Origin of the sequence: Lentzea aerocolonigenes, assembly GCF_000974445.1 — a bacterium.
Lineage (GTDB): Bacteria > Actinomycetota > Actinomycetes > Mycobacteriales > Pseudonocardiaceae > Lentzea > Lentzea aerocolonigenes.
Window position 1 is genome coordinate 52,788 of the sequence record NZ_BBOJ01000037.1, and the last position, 19,077, is coordinate 71,864.

Here is a 19,077-nt window from a genome sequence, read left to right on the forward strand (position 1 = left end):
GTGCGCTTCTGCTGGTCAGCAGCCGTCAGTTGCTCCACACAGCCATTGTCCGTCAACTTTCTCGACCTTGAAGGCGCTCAGCTCCTCCAAACCGAGATCGCGTTCTCCGCCGCCACTGGATGTGACGGACGGGCCGCATCAACCTCCCGACTTCAGGCGGCAGGTTCGGGCACGTTGACAAGTACCCACGCCGAGCGTGCACGGTTTCGCACGTTGATCCCGGCGACGTGATCAGCAGGCCCAGCGAAGCCGCACCGGCGACAACAAAACCGATCACGATCACGTCTGTTGTCGCGCGCTGTGTGTCCACAACCAGGACACATCTGCGAGGTGAAGCGGGCGTCGACAGTGATCACCACGACACCGGCGCGTCTCGCCTTGTACGCGATGAACGCGCCGAGCTGGTGGAACGGCCAAGAAGAGCGGATGGCTCGCTGGTCACGACGAAGCTGTACCCGGTTGCGAATGCCCCTGAGATCCTCGAGGGCGATACCGCGCCCGGTGCGCTGCGCGACAGCCACCAGTTTCTTGGCGATGACGTGATTGACGTTCGTGACGTGGCGATGCTCCCGCCGAGCACGCCGGCGAAGACGGCGAGTCGCCGACTTGGTCCGCTTGACCCGCAGCTCGGCGCGCTTTCTCTCCTGCCACCGCCGATACCGTCGCAACCGGAGACCTTGGAAGTTCGTGCCGTCCGACGTGGTGGCCAGGTTGACGATTCCGCGGTCCACCCCGATCCAGTCGCTCGGCACCACCGGCTCCGGTTCAGGCACCTCACAGGTCGCGATCAGCAGCCACTTGCCGTCTCTCCGGACCAGGTCGGTCTCACCTCGGCGATGCGACCTGAGGCTGTCGAGTTGGGCTGGGTGTCCGACGATGCGGACACCCTTCAAACGGCCCGACGTCGTCCAGATGGACACTGTCCGCGCGTCGTAGCGCCAAGAGAGCATGCGGTCGTCGAACGGCTGTGCCGCGCCCTTGCGAAACCTGATCGCCTTGCCCTCGGCTTTCCGGCGACGCGGCCCGGCGAGGTTCCCGGTTCGGATGCTCGCCTGCAGGCTGGCACAGGCGTCGACAACCTTCTTGATCGTCCGCACGGCGGCCTGGGCTCCCAAACCGAATCCCCGCACGTCCGCGTACACCAGTTTCTGCAGATCGTTGCGGGAGTGCACGCCTCGTTCGAACGCCATCTTCGAGACTTTGTCCGCAGCTGCGTTGCACGCGTGCAGGGTTTCCAACAGCGCCGCCGCCTGGACAGCGGACGGCAGCAGGCGGACCTGCACCACGACCTTCACTCGACCGATCTTGGAACACGTGTTCGAGGCGTCGATCTCTGAGTACGGGGGCAAACGTGATTTCCTGCGCCCTCGAAGCGTCAGGCTTCCCTCGACACGAGATTCAGGTGAAGATCCTGCGTTGTGCGGGTACCAGCGCTAGTCCCTCGGTTGCAGCCGTTCACGTCGACCATCTTCGCGGAGATGACGGCGCTGGCCGTGCAGCACGACGCCGTCAACCTCGGTCAGGGTTTTCCCGACACCGACGGTCCCGCGTCGATGCTCGCGGCCGCCCAGTCCGCGATCGCGTCCGGCGTGAACCAGTACCCGCCCGGCACCGGCATGCCGGTGCTGCGCCGGGCCGTCGCGCAGCACCGTTCGCGGTACGGGCTCTCGTACGACCCGGACACCGAGGTCCTGGTGACCGTGGGCGCCACCGAGGCGATCGCGGCGTCGCTGCTGGCCCTGGTCGAGGCCGGTGACGAGGTCATCCTCATCGAGCCGTACTACGACTCCTACGCCGCTTCCGTGGCGATGGCCGGTGCCACGCGGGTGACCGTCGGCCTGCGCGAGGACGAGTCCGGACGGCTGGCGCTCGACGTGGACGCGTTGCGGGCGGCCGTCACGCCTCGGACGCGGGCGATCCTGGTCAACTCGCCGCACAACCCGACCGGGACCGTCTTCCGCTTGGAGGAGCTCCAAGCCATCGCCGCGTTGTGCGTCGAGCACGACCTGCTGGCGATCACCGACGAGGTCTACGAGCACCTGGTGTTCGACGGCCTGACGCACATCCCGCTGGCCTCGCTGCCCGGCATGGCCGCCCGGACGTTGTCGATCTCCGGCGCCGGCAAGACGTTCAACTGCACCGGTTGGAAGATCGGCTGGGTGTGCGGCCCCGCGGAGCTGGTGTCGGCGGTGCGCGCGGCCAAGCAGTTCATGACCTTCGTGGGTGGGGCGCCGTTCCAGCCCGCCGTGGCGCACGCGCTGACCGCGGAACTGGACTGGGTCGGCGAGCTGCGCGACTCGTTGGCCTCGAAGCGCGCGCGCCTGGCCGAGGGGTTGCGTGCGGCCGGTTTCGAGGTGCGGTCGTCGGAGGGCACGTACTTCATCTGCGCCGACGTCCGCCCCCTCGGCTACACGGACGGCTGGGCCCTGTGCCGCGACCTGCCGGCCCGGATCGGGGTCGCCGCGGTGCCGGTCCAGGTGTTCACCGACCGCCCGGAGCAGTGGCAGCACCTGATCCGGTTCGCGTTCTGCAAGCAGGACGCGGTGATCGACGAAGCGGTGGAACGACTCCACAAGCTGTAGTTGTCCACAGGTGTGGACAGGTTTCTCCACACCTGTGGACAACCCACTTTCGGGTGAGGCTTGGAGCCTTCACGCCGGGGTTCGACTCCAAATGGCATGGACTCGAACACAGAGGTTCTCGAAGGCTGGCGTTCCGGGCTCTGCGGCTGGGACGCCCTCGTCGAGCGCTACTCCCGGCTGGTCTGGTCGGTGCCCAGATCGTTCCACCTGAGCCACGCCGACGCGGCCGACGTCTACCAGTGCACGTGGCTCTGCCTGGCAGAACACCTCACCCGCATCCGCAAACCGGAGCACCTGGCCCGGTGGCTGGTCCGTACCGCCACCCGCCAGTCGATCACCGTGCTGCGCGCCCGCGGCCGCGAGGTGCTGCTGGACCTGTGGGAGCCGGAGTCGACGGCGCCGACGCCCGACGAGGTCGCACTGACCAACGAGAGGCAGCGGCGGCTGTGGTCGGCGCTGACAACGTTGAACGAGCGGTGCCAGCGGCTGCTGAGGATCGCTGCCCACAGCCCGGAGCTGAGTTATGCACAGGTTGCGGACGCCCTGGGGATAAAGGTGGGGAGCGTTGGGTCCACGCGGAGCCGGTGCCTCGCTGAGCTGCGGCGGAAGCTGGAGGACTGGCGATGAGGGACTCGCTGCTCGACGAGATCGCCGACCTGTTCCGCGAGGACGCGCCACCACCAGCCCTCACCCCGCGCCCAACCGGCCTCGACCCCATGGAGCCCGTCCAAGAGCCCGTCCGCGGACCGTCCCGGCAGCTCGCGTTCCACGTCGGCTCCGGCCGCATGTACCTGCAGCTCGGCCCTTCTCACGCAGGCGTGCGCCTGACCGGCGTGCTGGACGAGGCCGTCTCCGTCGAGGTCCGCGAGCCCGACACGACCCAGACGCTCCGCCCGGACGCCGATGGCTGGTTCCGTGCCGACGTCAGGCCGGGGCCGGTGTGCGTGACCGTGCCCGAGCTGGGTCTCACGACCGGGTGGTTCGTCGCATGAGCGCCAGCGCAGATCCGCGGGCCACCATCGCGACGACCGACGTCCGCGGCACGAAACCCCAGCGCGCCGACGCTCTGCACAACCTGAGCGTCGCCCACGTCGAGCTCGGCCACCTCGACGTCGCCGCCCGGCTCGCCCGGCGCGGGTTGCGGCTCACCGGCGAGGCGCGGTTCCGGCTGACGCTGGCGTGGATCGACCTGGACCGCGGCCGGCGCAAGCAGAGCCTCCACCACCTGGACCTCGCCACGCCGCACCTCCGCGGCCGCGAGCTGGCGAGGGCGCGGTGCCTGCGCGGACTCCACCTCTGCGCCGAGCCGCGACTCGCCATCGGCGAGCTCACCGCGGTCATCAGGGAGCTGCGGCGGTACGGCGACGAACGCTGGCTGGCCAACGCGCTGGTCGGCAGGGGGATCGCGCGGTGCAACGCCACGCAGCTCGCCAGGGCGGAGGCCGACTTCGCCGCCGCGCAGACGGTGCTGCACGCCATCGGCGAACCCGGGCGCGCGGCGATGTGCCTGCACAACAGGGGATTCGTCGCGATGCTCGCCGGTGACCTGCCGCTCGCGCTGCGGCGGTACGAGGACGCGGCGAAGGCGGGGCTCGACTCGACGAGCCGGCCGGAAGCGCTCGTCGACAGGGCGGAGGCGTTGCTGGCCGCGGGTCTCACGGCGGAGGCCCGCCGCGTGCTGGAACCCGCGGAACGTCTCCTGAAGCGGTGCGGACGAGAGGTGTCCGAGCTGGCGGTGCTGAGTGCTCGGTGTGCGTTGAGGGACGGAGATCCGGGGCCCGCGGTGCGGATCGGAGGTTCGGACGTCGAGTTCATGCTCGCCGCCGGGAAGCTCGACGCCGTTGCGGCGCACCGGTTTCGCGGGCCGGTGCAGACGCGGGCGCTCGGCTGGCTCGCGCAGGCACGCCGGTCGGACCGGCGGGGTGCGTTGGCGGCGTGCAGGGCCGGACTCAGGGTGCTCGACGAGCACCACGGCGACTGGCCGCGCCGCGAGCTGACCGGGCACGCGCTCGGGCTCGCACGGACGGCGCGCGAGGTGCTGGACTGGTCGGAGCAGCACCGGAGGACATCACCGCTGCCGCCACCGAACACGAAACTCGCACGGGCACTCACGGCACTGCGCCAGGCCCGCGCGCTCGGAGGCCAAGTCGAGGCGTTGGAGCGGGAGGTCCGCAGGACAGCGCTCGCCACGCGTCCTCGCCGCCTCCAGAAGGCAGCTGTCGCACCGGATCTGCCGCTGATCAGCTTCAGCCTCCACAGTGGACTCATGCGAGCCGTGACCGTGGTCGGCGGACGGGCCCGCCTGCACACCCTCCCGGATCCGGACCAACTGGTGCGGGAGAGCAGGTTGGCGCTCGCCGCGGGCAGGCGCGTGCCCGAGTTCGACCTGCTTCCCGACGCCGAGGAAGTGATCGTGGTTCCGGACGGAGTGCTCCACGACATGCCGTGGGCCGCGCACACCAACCTGGTGCACGTCATCCCTTCGCTGCGCCATTGGCACCCGCCAAGCCGTAGCGGCCGAAGAGTCTGGATCACCGGCCCACAGCTCCACCACGACGAAGTGCCAGCACTGCACCAAAAATACGGCGGCCAAATCATCAATTCCACTGTGGACGACACCCTGCGCGGACTGGAAGGCGCCGGCATCGCCCACATCGCCGCCCACGGTCACGTCCACCCGGAGAACCCGCTCTTCTCCCACCTGGACCTGGACGACGGCCCCCTCTACGGCTACGACATCGCGAGGATCGCGCACCCGCCCGAGATCGTCGTGCTGTCCGCCTGCGAGTCAGGCCTCGCCAGAACGTTCCTCGACGCCGGCACCCGAGCGGTGATCGCCAGCGTGCTGCCGGTGCCGGACGCCCAGGTCTGCGCGGCCATGACCGAGGTGCACCGCCTGATCGGCCACCCCGCACGAGCCGCGCGGGCCGTCGCGCACCTCGGGTTCAGCTGTTACGGCACGGGCACCAGGGTGGCGGCGTGAAGCGCGGCGGCGAACGACGTGCCGGTGCACAGCAGCTGCGACGATCCGACCGTGGCCGGCACGTCGACCCCGTCCGCCACGACGTTCACCCACGGCCCGCGGCCCGAGAACGACGCCGAGGCCCCCACCGCGGTCACGGCGGGCAAGGCTGCGGGCCACCACGGGCGGGACGAGCCTCCGTTGCCCGCCGCCGCCACCACGTTGCGGCCGCACGCCGCCAGGACGGGAGGGCACTCGTCGTTGAACGAGTACGTGCCCGAGGCAACCAGGACCACCGGCAGGTCACGGGTGGCGCGCAGGGCGGCCGCGAGGGTCAGGTCGTCACCGAAGCCTGAAGCCGTCAGGACCGGGAACGGGCGCACCGAGGCGCCGTGGTGCCGCAGGACCCCGGCGACCAACGAGCCGTGCGGGGCATCGAGAGGGGTGTCCAGCAACGCGACGGTGCCCTCGCCCAGGAGCTCGGGGAGGCGGGTGCCGATCACCGGGCGCGAGGTGCCGATCATGATCGGGCAGGCTAGATGGACGTGGTTCGGGGCGGCGCCGACCTCACGGGCGATGTCGACGACACGTGCCCGTTCGGACGCCTTGGTGTACATGCGGATGGCGCCCGACGCGATCTCCTCGTGCGAGTAGACGCCGCGCAAGCGCTTGCGCACAGTGGGTGCGTCCGCTGGCAAGACGATCAGTTCCCCCGAACGGACCAAACACTCGTTCGGGCCCGCGACGTCGTGCGCCAGCACCGGGCCGAGGGCACTGGAGGCGTGATCGACCAGCTCAGAGAGGCTGTTGACCTGCTTTGGCGTGTCCACAACGGACACCATCCCCCGCCGCGACACGGTCCACAGGGGACCAACCGGCAATGTCACTCGATCCGATGACGACACTGACGGTGTTCATGCCTGATCAGGGCAACACGGACAGCCGCACGAGAACGCCCTTCCGAGTGTTTTGTGCGGAGTTGGTTCGCAAAGCCACTCACCAGTGCTAGACATAGCTCAACGTCGACCTCCGACGGCGCTGTGCGTTGGCGGTGACCTGAACGGTGGACGGTGGTGATCCTGTGGCAGGTGGTGGAGCTGGTGCACTGCTGCTGCGGGCCGCTGCGCTCGGCGGGCTGACCGCCGCCGCCTGGCTGCTGAGCGGGACGAACGCGTCCGCCAGCCCCGAGGAACCGCCGGCCGTCGAGATCGCCGTCGAGATTCCGCAGCTGCGGGAGGACCCCGCCGGCTGGGCCCAGGCGTTCACCGCGACCGTCATCGAGCGGCACAACAGGGCCGCGTTCGTGCCTCCGCCGGTCGTGACGAAGCCGGAAGAGCCCCAGGAAACCGAAGACGAGGGCCCGGTCCTCGACTTCAGCGGCGGCTCGCAGGGCAACACCCGCTCGGGTTCGGTCTCGAACGAGGCGCCACCCGAGGTGATCCAGGCGAAGGCGCAGGTCCGCGCCGCGAAGAAGGCCGCTAAGGCCGCCGCCGAACTGCCTCCGCCACCGCCACCGCCCGCACCGCCCGCCGCGGTCCCGGTCAAGAAGGCCGTGCCGCTGCTGCCCGACGTCCCGGTTGCCGCGCCCGTGAAGACCGAGCCGGCGCCGGTGAGCGACCTCACCTGGACCGTGCCCGGCCACGACGTTCCGCTGCCCGCGCCGCAGCAGGCACCCGTCGTCGCCACGGCCTCCGCGTCGTCCGGCCACACCGACAACTCCGGCGGCACGCGCGGCGTGCTCGCCGTTCTGACGTCGCACAACTCGCTCTTCCCTCCCACGACGTGGTCGGTCGAGGAGCGTCGCGACGGTCGCTCACCGGGCAGCTTGCCCGGCCTCCCGAGCACGTCACCCGACTGAGTCCGACAGGACAAGTCTGCCCTCTGCGCGATTTGTGACCCTCTCGTTGGCGTCGCGCCAGTAACTCCTCCACGCATTTCCCGTTGTACGCAAGGAACCCAGTCTTCCTGACCTGCCAACCGCGCCCTGGCAGGTCGGGTCTGGTCCGAGCACCGCGCTGCCCCCGCAGTCTCGGACCGCACGGGAAACCTGCGGACGGGGGACGTCAATCCCTGGGACGTTCCCCGCCGCAGGCCACCCGGTGGCAAGTTCGTCGGCCCGGTCTCCACCGCTGCGGGAGACCGGGCCGACGTGTCTCACGCGACCGGTACCGCGAGGTCGGCATCCGCCGGGAATCCTGTTCCTGCAACAGATGCAGCCACCACACCCAAACGGCCGATCGCTTCGCGAAGCACTTCGGCCGACTGCGTGTACGGCACCCGGAGCATCTGCTCGCACCCTCCGTGCACCGCGAACCGGGGACCGGGGACGAGCCGCAGACCGTGGTTCTGCGCGACCACCGCGATCCGCGTGCTGACCGGCCCGTCGAGCGTGCACCACACCCCGAGCCCGCCGGAAGGCACCTCGAAGCTCCACTGTGGACAATGCTCGCGCAACGCCGCGACCGCCACGTCCCGTTGCGCCAGAGCCTCCGCACGTCTTTGGCCCAGAACGACTTCCGGCGACTCCAGCAACGCAGCCAGCACCAGCTGCTCGAACACCGGCGTGCCCAGGTCGATCGCCGCCCGCGTCGACAGCAGCCGGTGCACGATCTCCTCGGACGCCCTGATCCAGCCGATCCGCAGTCCGCCCCAGTGCGACTTGCTCGCCGATCCCAGGGTCACCACCGAGTCCCCGCCGAACGCGGCCATCGGCAACGGCGCCTCCGACCCGTCCAGCGCGAGTTCCACCAGGGTCTCGTCGACGACCAGTGGCGTGCGGGCTTTGCGCAGCACCGCAGAAAGCGATTCCCTCGACTCGGCGGACATCCGCAGTCCGGTCGGGTTCTGGAAGTCCGGGATCAGGTAGGCCAGCCGCGGGCCCGCCTGCCGCAACGCCGCCTCGTACCCGTCGACGTCCCAGCCGTCGGCCAGCATCGGCACCGGCACCGGGATCCCGAACGACGCCCGCACCGCCTCCAGCGCGTTGGGGTAGCTCGGTTGCTCCACCAGCACGCGGTCACCCGGTCCGACGAAGAGCCGCAGCACCAACGCCCACGCGTGCTGCGCTCCGGACGTCACCACGATCTGGTCGGGCGAGGTCGGCAGCCCGCGCGCCGCGTACCGGTCCGCGATCCGCTGCCGCAGCACCGGCAACCCGCGCTCGTCGTACCCGTGCGAGGCGAGGTGCTCCGGCATCTGGGTCATCGCGACCTCCATCGCGAGCCGCACCGACGGCAACGCGGGAGGCGCGGCGCGGGACAGGTCGATCAACGTGTCGTCGACGCCGGTGATGCCACCACCGCCACCGACGGGCCCGTTGATCCACGACCCGGCTCCGCGCCGCGACTCCACCACCCCCTCGGAACGCAGCTGGTCCAGCGCCGCGGTGATCGTGGTGCGGCTCACCGGCAGCGCGTCGGTGAGCTCGCGTTCGGACGGCAGCCGGGTGCCGACGGGCAGCCGGCCGTCCGCGACCAGCAGTTTCAGCGCCGCGGCGAGGTCGGCCGACCCCTGCCGGGCACCGCCGCGACGCCACGACCCGAGCAGCCGGGCCAGCCGGGCACCCGATACACGTCCACCTGGTGGGAGCATGAGGCCAATTATCGCGAATTGGCTATGGATTACCAGGCCAATCACAACCCAGTATGGCCACATGGCCACGTTGACCGCACTCCACCAGCTGCCCGTCAGGATCGCGCCCACCCGTCGTCTCTCCCAGCTCTTCGCAGGTCTGTGGCTCTACGGCGCGAGCATGGGCCTGCACATCCGCTCGACCCTCGGCCTCGATCCGTGGGACGTGCTCCACGAGGGCCTCGCCAGACGCACCGGCCTGAGCTTCGGCCTGATCACCGCGATCACCGGCGTGCTGGTGCTGCTCGTGTGGATCCCGCTCAAGCAGAAGCCCGGCATCGGCACCATCGCGAACGTCGTCGTCATCGCCGTCAGCGTGGACGTGACGCTCTCGATCGTCCCTGCGCCGCAAGGACTTCTGCCCAGGATCGTGCTGCTGACGCTCGGCATCGTGCTCAACGCCGTCGCGTTCGCGGCGTACGTCGGTTCACGGCTCGGGCCGGGCCCGCGCGACGGCATGGTGACCGGTTTCTGCCGCCGCACGGGCGTTTCCCTGCGCCTCACCAGAACCGTCATCGAACTGGTGGTGCTCGGCACCGGCTGGCTGCTGGGCGGCACCGTCGGCGTCGGCACGATCCTCTACGCCGTCAGCATCGGCCCGCTCACCCAGCTGTTCCTGCCCGCGCTCACGTGGCGCGAGCGCTCGCAGCCCGTTTCCTGATCTCCTCGTAGGTGACGCCTCGCTCGGTCAGCACCTCGGCCACGATTCCCTTGCCCTGCAACAGGGCCAGCACGATGTGCTCGGAACCCAGGTAGTTGTGGCCGAGGTCGCGCGCTTCACGCAACGACTTCTCCAGGGCCTTCTTGAACGCGGGTTCCAGCGGCATCCCGAACCACCGCCGGCGCGGCCCCGGTCGCAGCACACCGGACCCGAGCGACTGCTCGACCGAGTCGATCACCTGGTCGACGTCGATCCCCAAGCCCCGCAACGCTTCCGCGTCGGCCTTGGTCAAACCGCCCTTGCGCCGGTAGTCGCGGAACGCCGTCTCCAGCTCGTCCCTCGGCAGGTCGAACCCGGTGAGCACCGGCGCGTCGAGCAACGCGAGCAGCAGGTGCTCGACGCCGACCTCGGCGGCGTGGACCCGTTCCGCCTCCCGCACCGCGGCCTTCACGGCCTCGCGGGCCTCCTTCGTGAACCGCTCGCCAACCATCATCGACCCCCGTGCTTCTTGTGCACCGCCTGGCGGGAAACCCCGAGCTCCGCCGCGATGTCCTGCCACGACCAGCCCTGGGCCCGCGCACTGCGGACCTGGGCGGCCTCCAGATGTTCGAGCAGCCGCCGCAACGCGCTGACGGCCCGCAACCCGACCTTCGGGTCGCGGTCTCCAGCCGCTGTGGCGAGATCCGTCGCTTCAGTCATGATGTCAACGTACGTTGACAACGCCGATTCGTCAATCGAAGTTGACACGTACGGTGGAGCCGTGAAGATCGAGACCGCCGAGCAGGGGGCTCCGGGCCGAGTCACCGAGGATCGGATCAGGGTGCTGCCGAACGCCGTCGTCGTGCTCGACGGCGTCACCTCGCGGACCCGGCCGCCGGACCGCAACGGTGGTTGGTACGCCACGAAACTCGCCGACGAACTGGCCCAGCTGATCACCGCGGCGGACCCGCTGACAGACCTGCTGGCACAGGCGATCGCGAACCTCGCCGCGGCACACGACCTCGTCCCCGGCGACGCACCGTCGTCGACCGCGGCGATCGTGCGCTGGAACGACGAGACGATCGACGCCCTCGTGCTGTGCGACACCCCGGTCGTCGCGTTCGGACAGACCACTCAGGTCCTCGACGACACCCGGCTCGAGGACCTGCGGCCGGTGAGCCCGGACATCCTGGCGCACAAGAACAAGCCGGGAGGCTGGTGGGTGGCGGAGGCCGAACCCCTTGCGGCACATCAGGCCCGGACGGCGAGCTGGCCGCGTGCGGAGATCAGGAAAGTGATCGCTCTCACAGACGGTGTCTCATGTGGAGTGTCCGAGTACGGGCTCTTCTCGTGGGAGCAACTCGCGGAAATGCCGCTGGGCGAAGCGCTCGACCGAATCCGCGAAGCAGAACTCGGTGATTCGGAGCACAAGCGTTGGCCCCGCTTCAAAACGCACGACGACCAAGCGATCGCGCGCCTGATCCCATGAACGAAAGAAGCCCCGCAGCGTTCTGCGGGGCTTCTTTCGAAGAAGGATGGCCAGGGGCGGGGTCGAACCGCCGACCTACCGCTTTTCAGGCGGTCGCTCGTACCAACTGAGCTACCTGGCCATGAAACAAGAAAGCGACCCAGACGGGACTCGAACCCGCGACCTTCGCCGTGACAGGGCGACGCGCTAACCAACTGCGCCACTGGGCCTTGCTCTTGCAGATCTTACCGTACTGTACTGCGTGCCCCCAACGGGATTCGAACCCGCGCGACCGCCTTGAAAGGGCGGGATCCTAGGCCGCTAGATGATGGGGACTAGCTGGTCTCTGGAAGCATCGTAAGCATATGACACAGGTGCGCGCACCTCCAAAACGGGGGTCCCACTTATGCCTTGACCTGCTCAAACCGGCCTCACGGCGAGATCGCCCCGATCAACAAATGCCTGCTCACGGCCAGTCAGCCCGTTCTGGCTCGTTTTGTGATCCAGACAACTTCCACCCGGATGCCGCGACGCAGGGCAGCACGTGCCCGAGCACCTCGCGGATCCGGTCGGGGAAGTCGGCGCACGCCGTCGTCGCCGAGGAGATCAGCCGGGCGCCGAGAGCGGCCCCGCACAACGTCCGCGCCACCGCGTCCGGATCAATGCCGGGACGCAGGTCTCCGCGCTCGCCGGCCTCCGCCACGTAGGCGGCGATCAGCTTCTCCCACATGACGTGCGTGCTCGGGACGCCCGGATAACCGACCTCGCGATCGGCGTTCAGCCGCACGCCGGCACGCAGCACGACGTCGCTCGCCATCCGGTCCGCCGACTCGGCGAACATGCCGTACAGGGCGCTGAGCGGGTCGACACCGCGCGCCCGCCACGACTCCCGCACCTGCTCCCACAGCTCGCTCTGCCGCTCGATCAACGCGCCCGCGACCGCTTCCTTGGAGGGGAAGTGGAAGTAGAAGGCACCCTTGGTCAGCCCGGCGCGTGCGAGCACGGCGGTCAGCGACGTGCGGTCGTAGCCGAGCCGGTCGAACTCCTCCGCCGCGGCGTGGAGTATCGCCTCGCGTGTCGCATACGCCCGATCCTGCTGGGGCATGGTGTCAAGGTTAGCCGTTGCCGCTAAAGAGACCGGTCGGTATGTTTCGAGATGCGGCCCTGCCCTGCAGACGCGCTCCGGGGGGTGCGCGTCTGGAGTCAGGGCCGTATCCGTGTGCCCATCACGTCACCGCTGCACCGGCGGCGCTCCACCGTCCTCGCCCGGTGACAGGCCGAGCATGTCGAGCAGCATCCTGCAGTCCTCGGTGCCCAGGGCGCTCCGTGCGACGGCGAGCCTCGCCCGGTGGACCTGGTCGTCCGAGATCCGCGAGGGTTCCCCGCTCCGCTGGGCCGGCACGCTCGGCCCGCCCTGCCGCGACATGCCGTCGTCCTGTGTGAACAGGAACTTCCGCACTTCCAGTGACCCGCTCATGAGTGCCCTCCCCGACTTGAGGTTGGCGCGAGGCTAAGCGACCTGGGACAACGGCCGCAGCCCCCCGCAGAGTGATTCCACCGCCACCCAGCGTTACTTTCCGTACAGGTGCAGTGCATGCCTCGTGGGATCCCGTCAGGGGATGATGGACCGATGACTGACCCCACGCCGGAGCCTTCCCCCGATGCAGAGGGCCAAAACGCGTCTCAGATACCGCCCGCGGTCGACCCTCAGGAGATCTTGAAGGCGATCAGCGGGATCAACCTGGAGACCATCGACGCCGACATCGAGTCCGCGTTCGGCTCCCGGATGGCCGAGCTCGACAAGATGCTCGAGGGGCTCGACGACCTGGTCAACAAGATCGAGAAGGACATCCAGAACCTGGACCAGCCGAAACCCGACAGTCCTCAGTAGATCCCTTACCCCAGGGGGGTATAAGATCGGAGTCCCGCGGAAAGAAAGGGACTCCGATGTCCGTCAGCACCACCTACACCGTCACCGGCATGACCTGCGGCCACTGCGTCAGCTCCGTCAAGGAGGAGCTGGGCGAGGTCGCCGGCGTCACGGGCGTCGACGTCGTCCTGGAGACCGGTGCGGTGACCGTGACCAGCGACCGCGAGCTCGACCGCGCCGAGGTCGTCGCGGCCGTCACCGAGGCCGGGTACCAGGTCGCCTGATGACCACGACCGAGCCTCGTCACGTCGAGCTCGCCATCAGCGGCATGACGTGCGCCTCCTGTGCGAGGCGCATCGAGCGCAAGCTGAACAAGCTCGACGGCGTCTCCGCCACCGTGAACTACGCGACCGAGAAGGCCAGCGTCCAGTTCCCGGACAACCTGCGCGTGGACGACCTGGTGTCGACCGTGCGCGCGGCGGGGTACGACGCCGAGCAGCCCACACCCGAGGCACCCGACGTCGACGAGGCCGGTGATCTGCGGCTGAGGTTCGTCCTCGCCGCGGCGCTCGGCGTGCCGGTGATCGCGTTCTCGATGGTCCCGGCGTGGCAGTTCCCCGTCTGGCAGTGGGTGTCGCTGGCGCTGGCGAGCGTGGTCGTGTGGGTGTGCGGCTGGCCGTTCCACCGTGCGGCTCTGGTGAACGCACGGCACGGCGCCAGCACCATGGACACCCTGGTGTCGATGGGCGTCACGGTCTCGTACCTGTGGTCGCTCTTCGCGCTGGTGTTCGGCGATGCCGGGATGATCGGCATGCGGCACGAGTTCAGCCTGCTGCCGCGGCCGGTGGGCTCGGGGGACATCTACCTGGAAGTAGCGGTCGGCGTGACCGTGTTCCTGCTGCTCGGCCGTTGGCTGGAGGCCAGGTCCAAGCGCAGCGCGGGTGCGGCCCTGCGGTCGCTGCTCGCGTTGGGCGCCAAGGACGTGGCGGTGCTGCGCGACGGCGTGGAGATCCGCGTGCCGGTCGGTCACCTGCGGACCGGCGAACGGTTCGTGGTCCGTCCGGGTGAGCGCATCGCCACCGATGGCCTAGTGGTCGAGGGAAGCTCCGCCGTGGACCGCTCGATGGTCACCGGCGAATCCGTCCCGGTCGAGGTCGGCCAGGGCGATCCGGTCGTCGGCGGCACGGTCAACGCGGGCGGACGGCTGGTCGTCGAGGCCACCTCCGTCGGCGCGGACACTCAGCTCGCTCACATGGCCCGGCTCGTCGAGCAGGCGCAGACCGGCAAGGCGGAGGTGCAGCGCCTGGCCGACCGGGTTTCCGGCGTGTTCGTCCCCGTCGTCGTGCTGATCGCGCTGGCGTCGTTCGGCGCGTGGCTGCTGGCCGGGCGACCGCTCGAGTTCGCCGTGACGACGGCGGTGGCGGTGCTCGTGATCGCGTGCCCGTGCGCGCTGGGGCTGGCGACACCGACGGCGTTGCTCGTGGGCACCGGGCGCGGCGCCCAGCTCGGGATCCTGGTGAAGGGCCCCGAGGTGCTGGAGTCGACGCGGCGCGTGGACACGGTCGTGCTCGACAAGACCGGCACGGTCACGACGGGGCGGCTGACGCTGGTCGACGTGGTTCCCGCGGACGGCGTGACACGGGACGAGGTGCTGCGGTTCGCGGCGGCCGTCGAGAACGCGTCGGAGCACCCCATCGCGGCGGCGATCGTCCGCGAGGTCCCCGACGTGCTGCCCGTCTCGGACTTCGTTTCCACGGACGGCATCGGCGTCAGCGGCGTCGTGGAAGGCCGCCGTGTCGCCGTCGGGCGCAACGTCTCACTGCCGCCGGAGTTGACTGAGGCCCTGGTTGCACACCCAGCTCGAACAGCCGTCGCGGTTTCCTTTGATGACAAGGTTGTCGGACTCGTCGTCGTTTCGGACGTAGTGAAACCCACGTCCGCACAAGCGATCCGCTCGTTGCGCGCGCTCGGCCTGCACCCGGTGCTGCTGACCGGCGACAACGCCGACGTGGCCGCTCGTGTCGCCGCCGAGGTCGGCATCGACGAGGTCATCGCCGACGTGCTGCCCGCCGGCAAAGTCGAAGCCGTGCGGAATCTCCAGGCACAGGGCCGAGTTGTGGCGATGGTCGGCGACGGCGTGAACGACGCGCCGGCACTCGCGGCTGCGGATCTGGGGCTGGCCATGGGAACCGGCACCGACGTCGCGATCGAGGCGAGCGACCTGACGCTGGTGCGCGGCGACCTGCGCGTGGCAGCCGACGCCATTCGGTTGTCCCGCAAGACTTTGAGCACGATCAAGGGCAACCTGTTCTGGGCGTTCGCCTACAACGTCGCTGGACTTCCACTCGCGGCGCTGGGACTGCTCAACCCGATGATCGCGGGGGCCGCGATGGCCTTCAGCAGCGTCTTCGTTGTTACCAACAGCTTGCGACTGCGGGGATTCCGTCCATCGGCAACTTAAGAATCTCGGTGCGAAGTCTCCCCAACGGGCTTGTGCGCGTGCAACAATCCGAAGTAGCTGACACACCCCCGGTCAGCGCCTGTGGAGATCCCCTCCGGCCCCCGCGTTCCTCCCCCTGGCGCGGGGGCCTCTCCCTTTCCGCAGGCTGCTCGGCTGGCGCCTCGCCGCCGTGCGGGATTCGGAGTGTCTTCTGGGGGCCGAGCCCCCAGACCCCACGCCGGAGGCAAGCCCCCGGACCCCCATCGGTCGCCCGCATTGCTGGCGTTGTGTGCGTAGGTCGCCCGCGATGCTGGCGTTTTTCGCGTTGTGCGAGCCCCCTTCTCCGCGCCTCTCCGCCTCGACCCTCTCCCACGCGCCGCCTCCCTCCTTCGCGCCGCCCCTGTCTGCTTTGCTCACGCGGGGCCCTCTCGTGCGCTCCTGGAGTACGAAAGCTCCCCGCGTACTCTCAAGCGGGCCGGCGACACCCACTCTCGGTGTGTCCCATCCACACCATGGGGTGACTCAGCTCACAGGTGTTTGGCTTCCGTGACCGAGCCGTTATCGTGTTCCGGTGCCTATCGGATCCCTCGGACGCTCCAAGTCCGGCCGTCACCGCCCTGCGGACGAACCGCAGCAGGAGACGTTGCCCGACGAGGAGCTGACCTCCTACCTGGCCGCCCTGGCCCCGGACGCGGACAACGAGACCACCGCGTCGGGCTTCGGCAACGCGCAGGTGTACCAGCTGCGGCTGCAGCTGATGGCGAACGAACAGCTCAAGGAACTCGCCGCAGAGCGCCAGACCTCTCCGCAGGCTCTTGCCACGGAATGGGTCATGCAGCGACTGGAGTGGGAAGCGCGTCAGCGCGGCCACTAGCCCAGCCACTGAACGAAGAAGGACCCTCTGCCGAGCCCGGCAGAGGGTCCTTCTCACTTACGACTCAATTGCGGCGATACAAAGAAATCAGATCGCGCGGACGTTCTGAGCCTGCGGGCCCTTGGTGCCCTGGCCGACCTCGAACTCCACGCGCTGGTTCTCCTCCAGGGTGCGGAAGCCCTGACCCTGGATCTCCGAGTAGTGGACGAAGACGTCTGCGCCGCCGTTGTCCTGGGCGATGAAGCCGAAGCCCTTCTCGGAGTTGAACCACTTGACAGTGCCCTGTGCCATGTACCTGCCTCCATCGCAGGAAAGCTTGGGGCTGCACCGTGCAACCCCGGCCGTCCCGGGGGCGGTCAGTGAGCTCGTGAGAGCGCGCATCACGCCCGCGTGTCGTTCCGCGAGCGTGTGAAGCACGAACACAGAAACCACGGCCTGCGCGGGTCAGCCTAACGTGTGATGCGTCATAGCACTACAGGTCATTACCGGCCAGTTCTGTGCCTCAATAGGGGTAAACCCGCTGGTCCGGGTGGGTGATCGCAATTTCCCATGCAACGTGCCCACACCCCCGTGCGTCTTCTCCAGCATTGAACCTGGGGATCTTGGGGGAGCACGTGTTCCGGCCACTGATTTTGGCAGTACTACTGGGATTGACCGCGTGCAGCGCCGCGCCTGACGCACCGACGTCGCCCGCCGCACCGGTCGTGGAGAACAAGGCGAAGGCAGCACTCACCGTGACGCCGGCGTCGGGTGAGGGGATCAACCCGTCCGGGCCGTTCCAGGTCGGGGTGACCGGCGGTGCGCTGACCGCCGTGGCGCTCACGGGGGCCGACGGCAAGGTGGTCAAGGGCGAGCTGGCGGCCGACAAGTGGGTCGCCACCGAGGATCTGGGCTACGACAAGGCCTACACGTGGTCCGGTTCGGCTAAGGGCGAGGACGGTGCCGAGGTTCCGGTCACCGGGTCGTTCCGCACGGTCAAGCCGGGACGGCTCGTCAACGCGTCGACCAACGTCGGCGACCGCGAGACCTACGGCGTCGCGATGCCGATCAAGGTGACCTTCAGTTCGCCGGTGCAGGACAAGGCCGCGGTGCAGAAGGCCATGACCGTCACGACCTCCGTGCCGACCGAGGGCGCGTGGGCGTGGCTGTCCGAGACCGAGGCGCACTGGCGGCCGCGCGAGTACTGGAAGCCGAACACCGAGGTCTCGGTCAACGTCGACGTCTACGGCGTGCCGTTCGGGGGTGGCGCGTACGGCGCCGAGGACGTGCACGTGCAGTTCAAGATCGCCGACCGGGCGTTGGTCGTGAAGGCGGACACGCAGACGCACAGGTTCGTCATCTTCCGCGATGGCGTGCAGCTGTACGACTTCCCGGCGTCCTACGGGCTGGAGAGCGACCGGGGCCGCGTCACCCGTTCCGGCACGCACGTGGTGATGCAGAAGGAAGCCAGCCGCACCATGTGCAACAAGGCGTACAACTACTGCAACGTCCCGGTCACGTGGGCCGTGCTGATCTCGAACAACGGCGAGTTCGTCCACGAGTATGCGAATTCGATGGCCGACCAGGGCAAGAGGAACGTCTCGCACGGCTGTGCGAACCTCTCGCCCGCCAACGCGAAGACGTTCTTCGACCTGACGATGATCGGCGACCCGGTCGAGGTGCTGAACTCGTCGGTGCAGCTCGGTCCGGCGGACTTCGACTACTACGACTGGGCGCTCGACTGGGCGGCCTGGACCGCCAAGTCCGCGGTCAAGAACTAACGGGGTTTCACCCCAGCCCGACGAGGCATGTGGGTGGTGGTCTTGTCGGGTGAGAGGGGCTTCGGTCGGAGCGAAGCGGTGACACGCTGTGTCCCGGTATGAACCGTCCCGTGGGCGGTGGTTGGCCGTGTGGCCTGTCCGACCGGAGCCCGTCATGACGTTACCGCGCACCGTGGCCGATGTCCTGTCCGAGCACGTGGTCTTCGAGCTGGAGTGCATCGACCGGCTCTACCTCAATGTCTACGTGCCGCAGCTGCAGCATCCGCGGGCGTTGGTCGGCTATGTGCACCACCAGCTGGGCTTGCCCGTCGCTTCTACCGTGCCACTGGGCCGGATCAGCGACGCGTTCACCACCGCGATCCACGACTTCGCCCGCCGGCACGGCGTTGCGGTGGTCGACTTCGTCAAAGGGCAGCGCAAAGACGACGTGATGCACGAGTACCTGGCCCGATTCGAGGGTGAGGAGGGGGTGCTGTTCATCGGTCGGGCCCAGGAGAAGACCGGGGTGTTCCGCACCGAGAAACGCCGTGACAGCGAGGGCGCGTCGTATCCGTGGATCGTGCGCACCACCGCGATGGTCAACCACTGGTACTTCTACTGCGTGGACGCCGACTTCGGCCCGTTCTTCCTCAAGTTCAGCTCCTACTTCCCCTACAACGCCAAACTCTGTCTCAACGGCCACGAATGGGCCCAGCGGCAGGCCGCCCATGCCGGGATCGGGTTCACCGCGCTGGACAACGGCTTCGCCGCCACCGACGACCCGGCCGCGTTACAGGTGATCTGTGACCAGCTCGGGCCGGAACGCATCGACGCGCTGCTGCGCAAGTGGCTGGCGCGGTTGCCGCACCCGT

General features: G+C 68.9%; 21 protein-coding genes and 3 tRNA genes. 13 read left to right on the forward strand and 11 right to left on the reverse strand.

The window, feature by feature from the left end; genetic code table 11:
• Window positions 1-152: 152 nt before the first annotated feature.
• Entirely contained in the window at window positions 153-1,295 is a 1,143-nt protein-coding gene (locus AOM45_RS46105; protein WP_174517973.1) for an RNA-guided endonuclease InsQ/TnpB family protein, read from the reverse strand.
• A 123-nt stretch (window positions 1,296-1,418) separates the two neighbouring features.
• Between AOM45_RS46105 and AOM45_RS46110 the strand changes: the two genes are divergently transcribed.
• The 4 genes from AOM45_RS46110 (at window position 1,419) to AOM45_RS46125 (ending at window position 5,565) form a co-directional block, all read left to right on the forward strand.
• Entirely contained in the window at window positions 1,419-2,582 is a 1,164-nt protein-coding gene (locus AOM45_RS46110; RefSeq protein WP_030473157.1) for a pyridoxal phosphate-dependent aminotransferase, read from the forward strand.
• Window positions 2,583-2,678: 96 nt separating this feature from the next.
• Complete coding sequence (locus AOM45_RS46115; protein ID WP_030473158.1) at window positions 2,679-3,209, forward strand: RNA polymerase sigma factor; 531 nt, start codon at window positions 2,679-2,681, stop codon at window positions 3,207-3,209.
• Window positions 3,206-3,574 carry a hypothetical protein gene (locus AOM45_RS46120; RefSeq protein ID WP_030473159.1) on the forward strand — a complete coding sequence of 123 codons (369 nt, stop codon included), beginning with the start codon at window positions 3,206-3,208 and terminating at the stop codon, window positions 3,572-3,574. The genes AOM45_RS46115 and AOM45_RS46120 overlap by 4 nt, the downstream gene beginning before the upstream one ends.
• Window positions 3,571-5,565 carry a CHAT domain-containing protein gene (locus AOM45_RS46125; protein ID WP_030473160.1) on the forward strand — a complete coding sequence of 665 codons (1,995 nt, stop codon included), beginning with the start codon at window positions 3,571-3,573 and terminating at the stop codon, window positions 5,563-5,565. The genes AOM45_RS46120 and AOM45_RS46125 overlap by 4 nt, the downstream gene beginning before the upstream one ends.
• Here the strand turns inward: AOM45_RS46125 and AOM45_RS46130 are convergent.
• Window positions 5,535-6,374 (reverse strand): S8/S53 family peptidase, encoded by an 840-nt coding sequence (locus tag AOM45_RS46130; protein WP_156094406.1) that lies wholly within the window; start codon window positions 6,372-6,374, stop codon window positions 5,535-5,537. The genes AOM45_RS46125 and AOM45_RS46130 overlap by 31 nt on opposite strands.
• 251 nt (window positions 6,375-6,625) lie before the next feature.
• Here AOM45_RS46130 and AOM45_RS46135 point away from each other — a divergent pair, with 251 nt between their 5' ends.
• Entirely contained in the window at window positions 6,626-7,402 is a 777-nt protein-coding gene (locus AOM45_RS46135) for a hypothetical protein (protein WP_030473162.1), read from the forward strand.
• Between the two features lie 296 nt (window positions 7,403-7,698).
• Here the strand turns inward: AOM45_RS46135 and yczR are convergent, their stop codons facing one another.
• Window positions 7,699-9,135 (reverse strand): MocR-like transcription factor YczR, encoded by a 1,437-nt coding sequence (gene yczR, locus AOM45_RS46140; RefSeq protein WP_051784677.1) that lies wholly within the window; start codon window positions 9,133-9,135, stop codon window positions 7,699-7,701.
• Between the two features lie 61 nt (window positions 9,136-9,196).
• Here yczR and yczE point away from each other — a divergent pair, with 61 nt between their 5' ends.
• Complete coding sequence (gene yczE / locus AOM45_RS46145; RefSeq protein WP_030473164.1) at window positions 9,197-9,835, forward strand: membrane protein YczE; 639 nt, start codon at window positions 9,197-9,199, stop codon at window positions 9,833-9,835.
• Here yczE and AOM45_RS46150 read toward each other — a convergent pair.
• Both AOM45_RS46150 and AOM45_RS46155 read right to left on the reverse strand, forming a co-directional pair.
• Window positions 9,801-10,328, reverse strand: a complete 528-nt coding sequence (locus AOM45_RS46150) for a Clp protease N-terminal domain-containing protein (protein ID WP_236704080.1) — start codon at window positions 10,326-10,328, stop codon at window positions 9,801-9,803. The two genes, yczE and AOM45_RS46150, sit on opposite strands and share 35 nt — an antisense overlap.
• Entirely contained in the window at window positions 10,325-10,534 is a 210-nt protein-coding gene (locus AOM45_RS46155) for a helix-turn-helix domain-containing protein (protein WP_030473166.1), read from the reverse strand. Before AOM45_RS46155 ends, AOM45_RS46150 begins: the two co-directional genes overlap by 4 nt.
• 61 nt (window positions 10,535-10,595) lie before the next feature.
• Here AOM45_RS46155 and AOM45_RS46160 point away from each other — a divergent pair, with 61 nt between their 5' ends.
• The gene (locus AOM45_RS46160; RefSeq protein WP_051784678.1) at window positions 10,596-11,303 is read left to right on the forward strand and encodes a protein phosphatase 2C domain-containing protein; all 708 of its coding nucleotides are present in this window, start codon (window positions 10,596-10,598) and stop codon (window positions 11,301-11,303) included.
• 47 nt (window positions 11,304-11,350) lie between these two features.
• Here the strand turns inward: AOM45_RS46160 and AOM45_RS46165 are convergent.
• The 5 genes from AOM45_RS46165 to AOM45_RS46185 form a co-directional block, all read right to left on the reverse strand.
• Window positions 11,351-11,424: transfer RNA gene (locus AOM45_RS46165), tRNA-Phe, on the reverse strand.
• 14 nt (window positions 11,425-11,438) lie between these two features.
• A tRNA-Asp gene (locus AOM45_RS46170) sits at window positions 11,439-11,512 on the reverse strand.
• A gap of 33 nt (window positions 11,513-11,545) precedes the next feature.
• Window positions 11,546-11,618 (reverse strand) — tRNA-Glu (locus tag AOM45_RS46175).
• A 130-nt stretch (window positions 11,619-11,748) separates the two neighbouring features.
• Window positions 11,749-12,387 (reverse strand): ScbR family autoregulator-binding transcription factor, encoded by a 639-nt coding sequence (locus tag AOM45_RS46180; RefSeq protein ID WP_051784679.1) that lies wholly within the window; start codon window positions 12,385-12,387, stop codon window positions 11,749-11,751.
• A 126-nt stretch (window positions 12,388-12,513) separates the two neighbouring features.
• Window positions 12,514-12,759 carry a hypothetical protein gene (locus tag AOM45_RS46185; protein WP_030473169.1) on the reverse strand — a complete coding sequence of 82 codons (246 nt, stop codon included), beginning with the start codon at window positions 12,757-12,759 and terminating at the stop codon, window positions 12,514-12,516.
• A gap of 240 nt (window positions 12,760-12,999) precedes the next feature.
• Here AOM45_RS46185 and AOM45_RS51580 point away from each other — a divergent pair, with 240 nt between their 5' ends.
• The 4 genes from AOM45_RS51580 (at window position 13,000) to AOM45_RS46200 (ending at window position 16,466) form a co-directional block, all read left to right on the forward strand.
• On the forward strand, window positions 13,000-13,173 hold the full coding sequence (locus AOM45_RS51580; RefSeq protein ID WP_156249779.1) for a hypothetical protein: 174 nt from the start codon (window positions 13,000-13,002) through the stop codon (window positions 13,171-13,173).
• 56 nt (window positions 13,174-13,229) lie between these two features.
• Window positions 13,230-13,436 (forward strand): heavy-metal-associated domain-containing protein, encoded by a 207-nt coding sequence (locus AOM45_RS46190; protein WP_030473170.1) that lies wholly within the window; start codon window positions 13,230-13,232, stop codon window positions 13,434-13,436.
• Entirely contained in the window at window positions 13,436-15,613 is a 2,178-nt protein-coding gene (locus AOM45_RS46195; protein WP_030473171.1) for a heavy metal translocating P-type ATPase, read from the forward strand. Before AOM45_RS46190 ends, AOM45_RS46195 begins: the two co-directional genes overlap by 1 nt.
• Before the next feature lie 550 nt (window positions 15,614-16,163).
• Window positions 16,164-16,466 (forward strand): hypothetical protein, encoded by a 303-nt coding sequence (locus AOM45_RS46200; protein WP_030473172.1) that lies wholly within the window; start codon window positions 16,164-16,166, stop codon window positions 16,464-16,466.
• Window positions 16,467-16,553: 87 nt separating this feature from the next.
• Here AOM45_RS46200 and AOM45_RS46205 read toward each other — a convergent pair whose 3' ends face one another.
• Complete coding sequence (locus AOM45_RS46205) at window positions 16,554-16,757, reverse strand: cold-shock protein (RefSeq protein WP_030473173.1); 204 nt, start codon at window positions 16,755-16,757, stop codon at window positions 16,554-16,556.
• Window positions 16,758-17,116: 359 nt separating this feature from the next.
• Here AOM45_RS46205 and AOM45_RS46210 point away from each other — a divergent pair, with 359 nt between their 5' ends.
• Both AOM45_RS46210 and AOM45_RS46215 read left to right on the forward strand, forming a co-directional pair.
• Window positions 17,117-18,226: a L,D-transpeptidase gene (locus AOM45_RS46210; protein WP_236704081.1), complete on the forward strand. Its 1,110-nt coding sequence runs from the start codon at window positions 17,117-17,119 to the stop codon at window positions 18,224-18,226.
• Window positions 18,227-18,380: 154 nt separating this feature from the next.
• Window positions 18,381-19,077, forward strand: a 697-nt coding sequence (locus tag AOM45_RS46215) for a hypothetical protein (RefSeq protein WP_201780192.1), incomplete at its 3' end; no start/stop codon positions are given.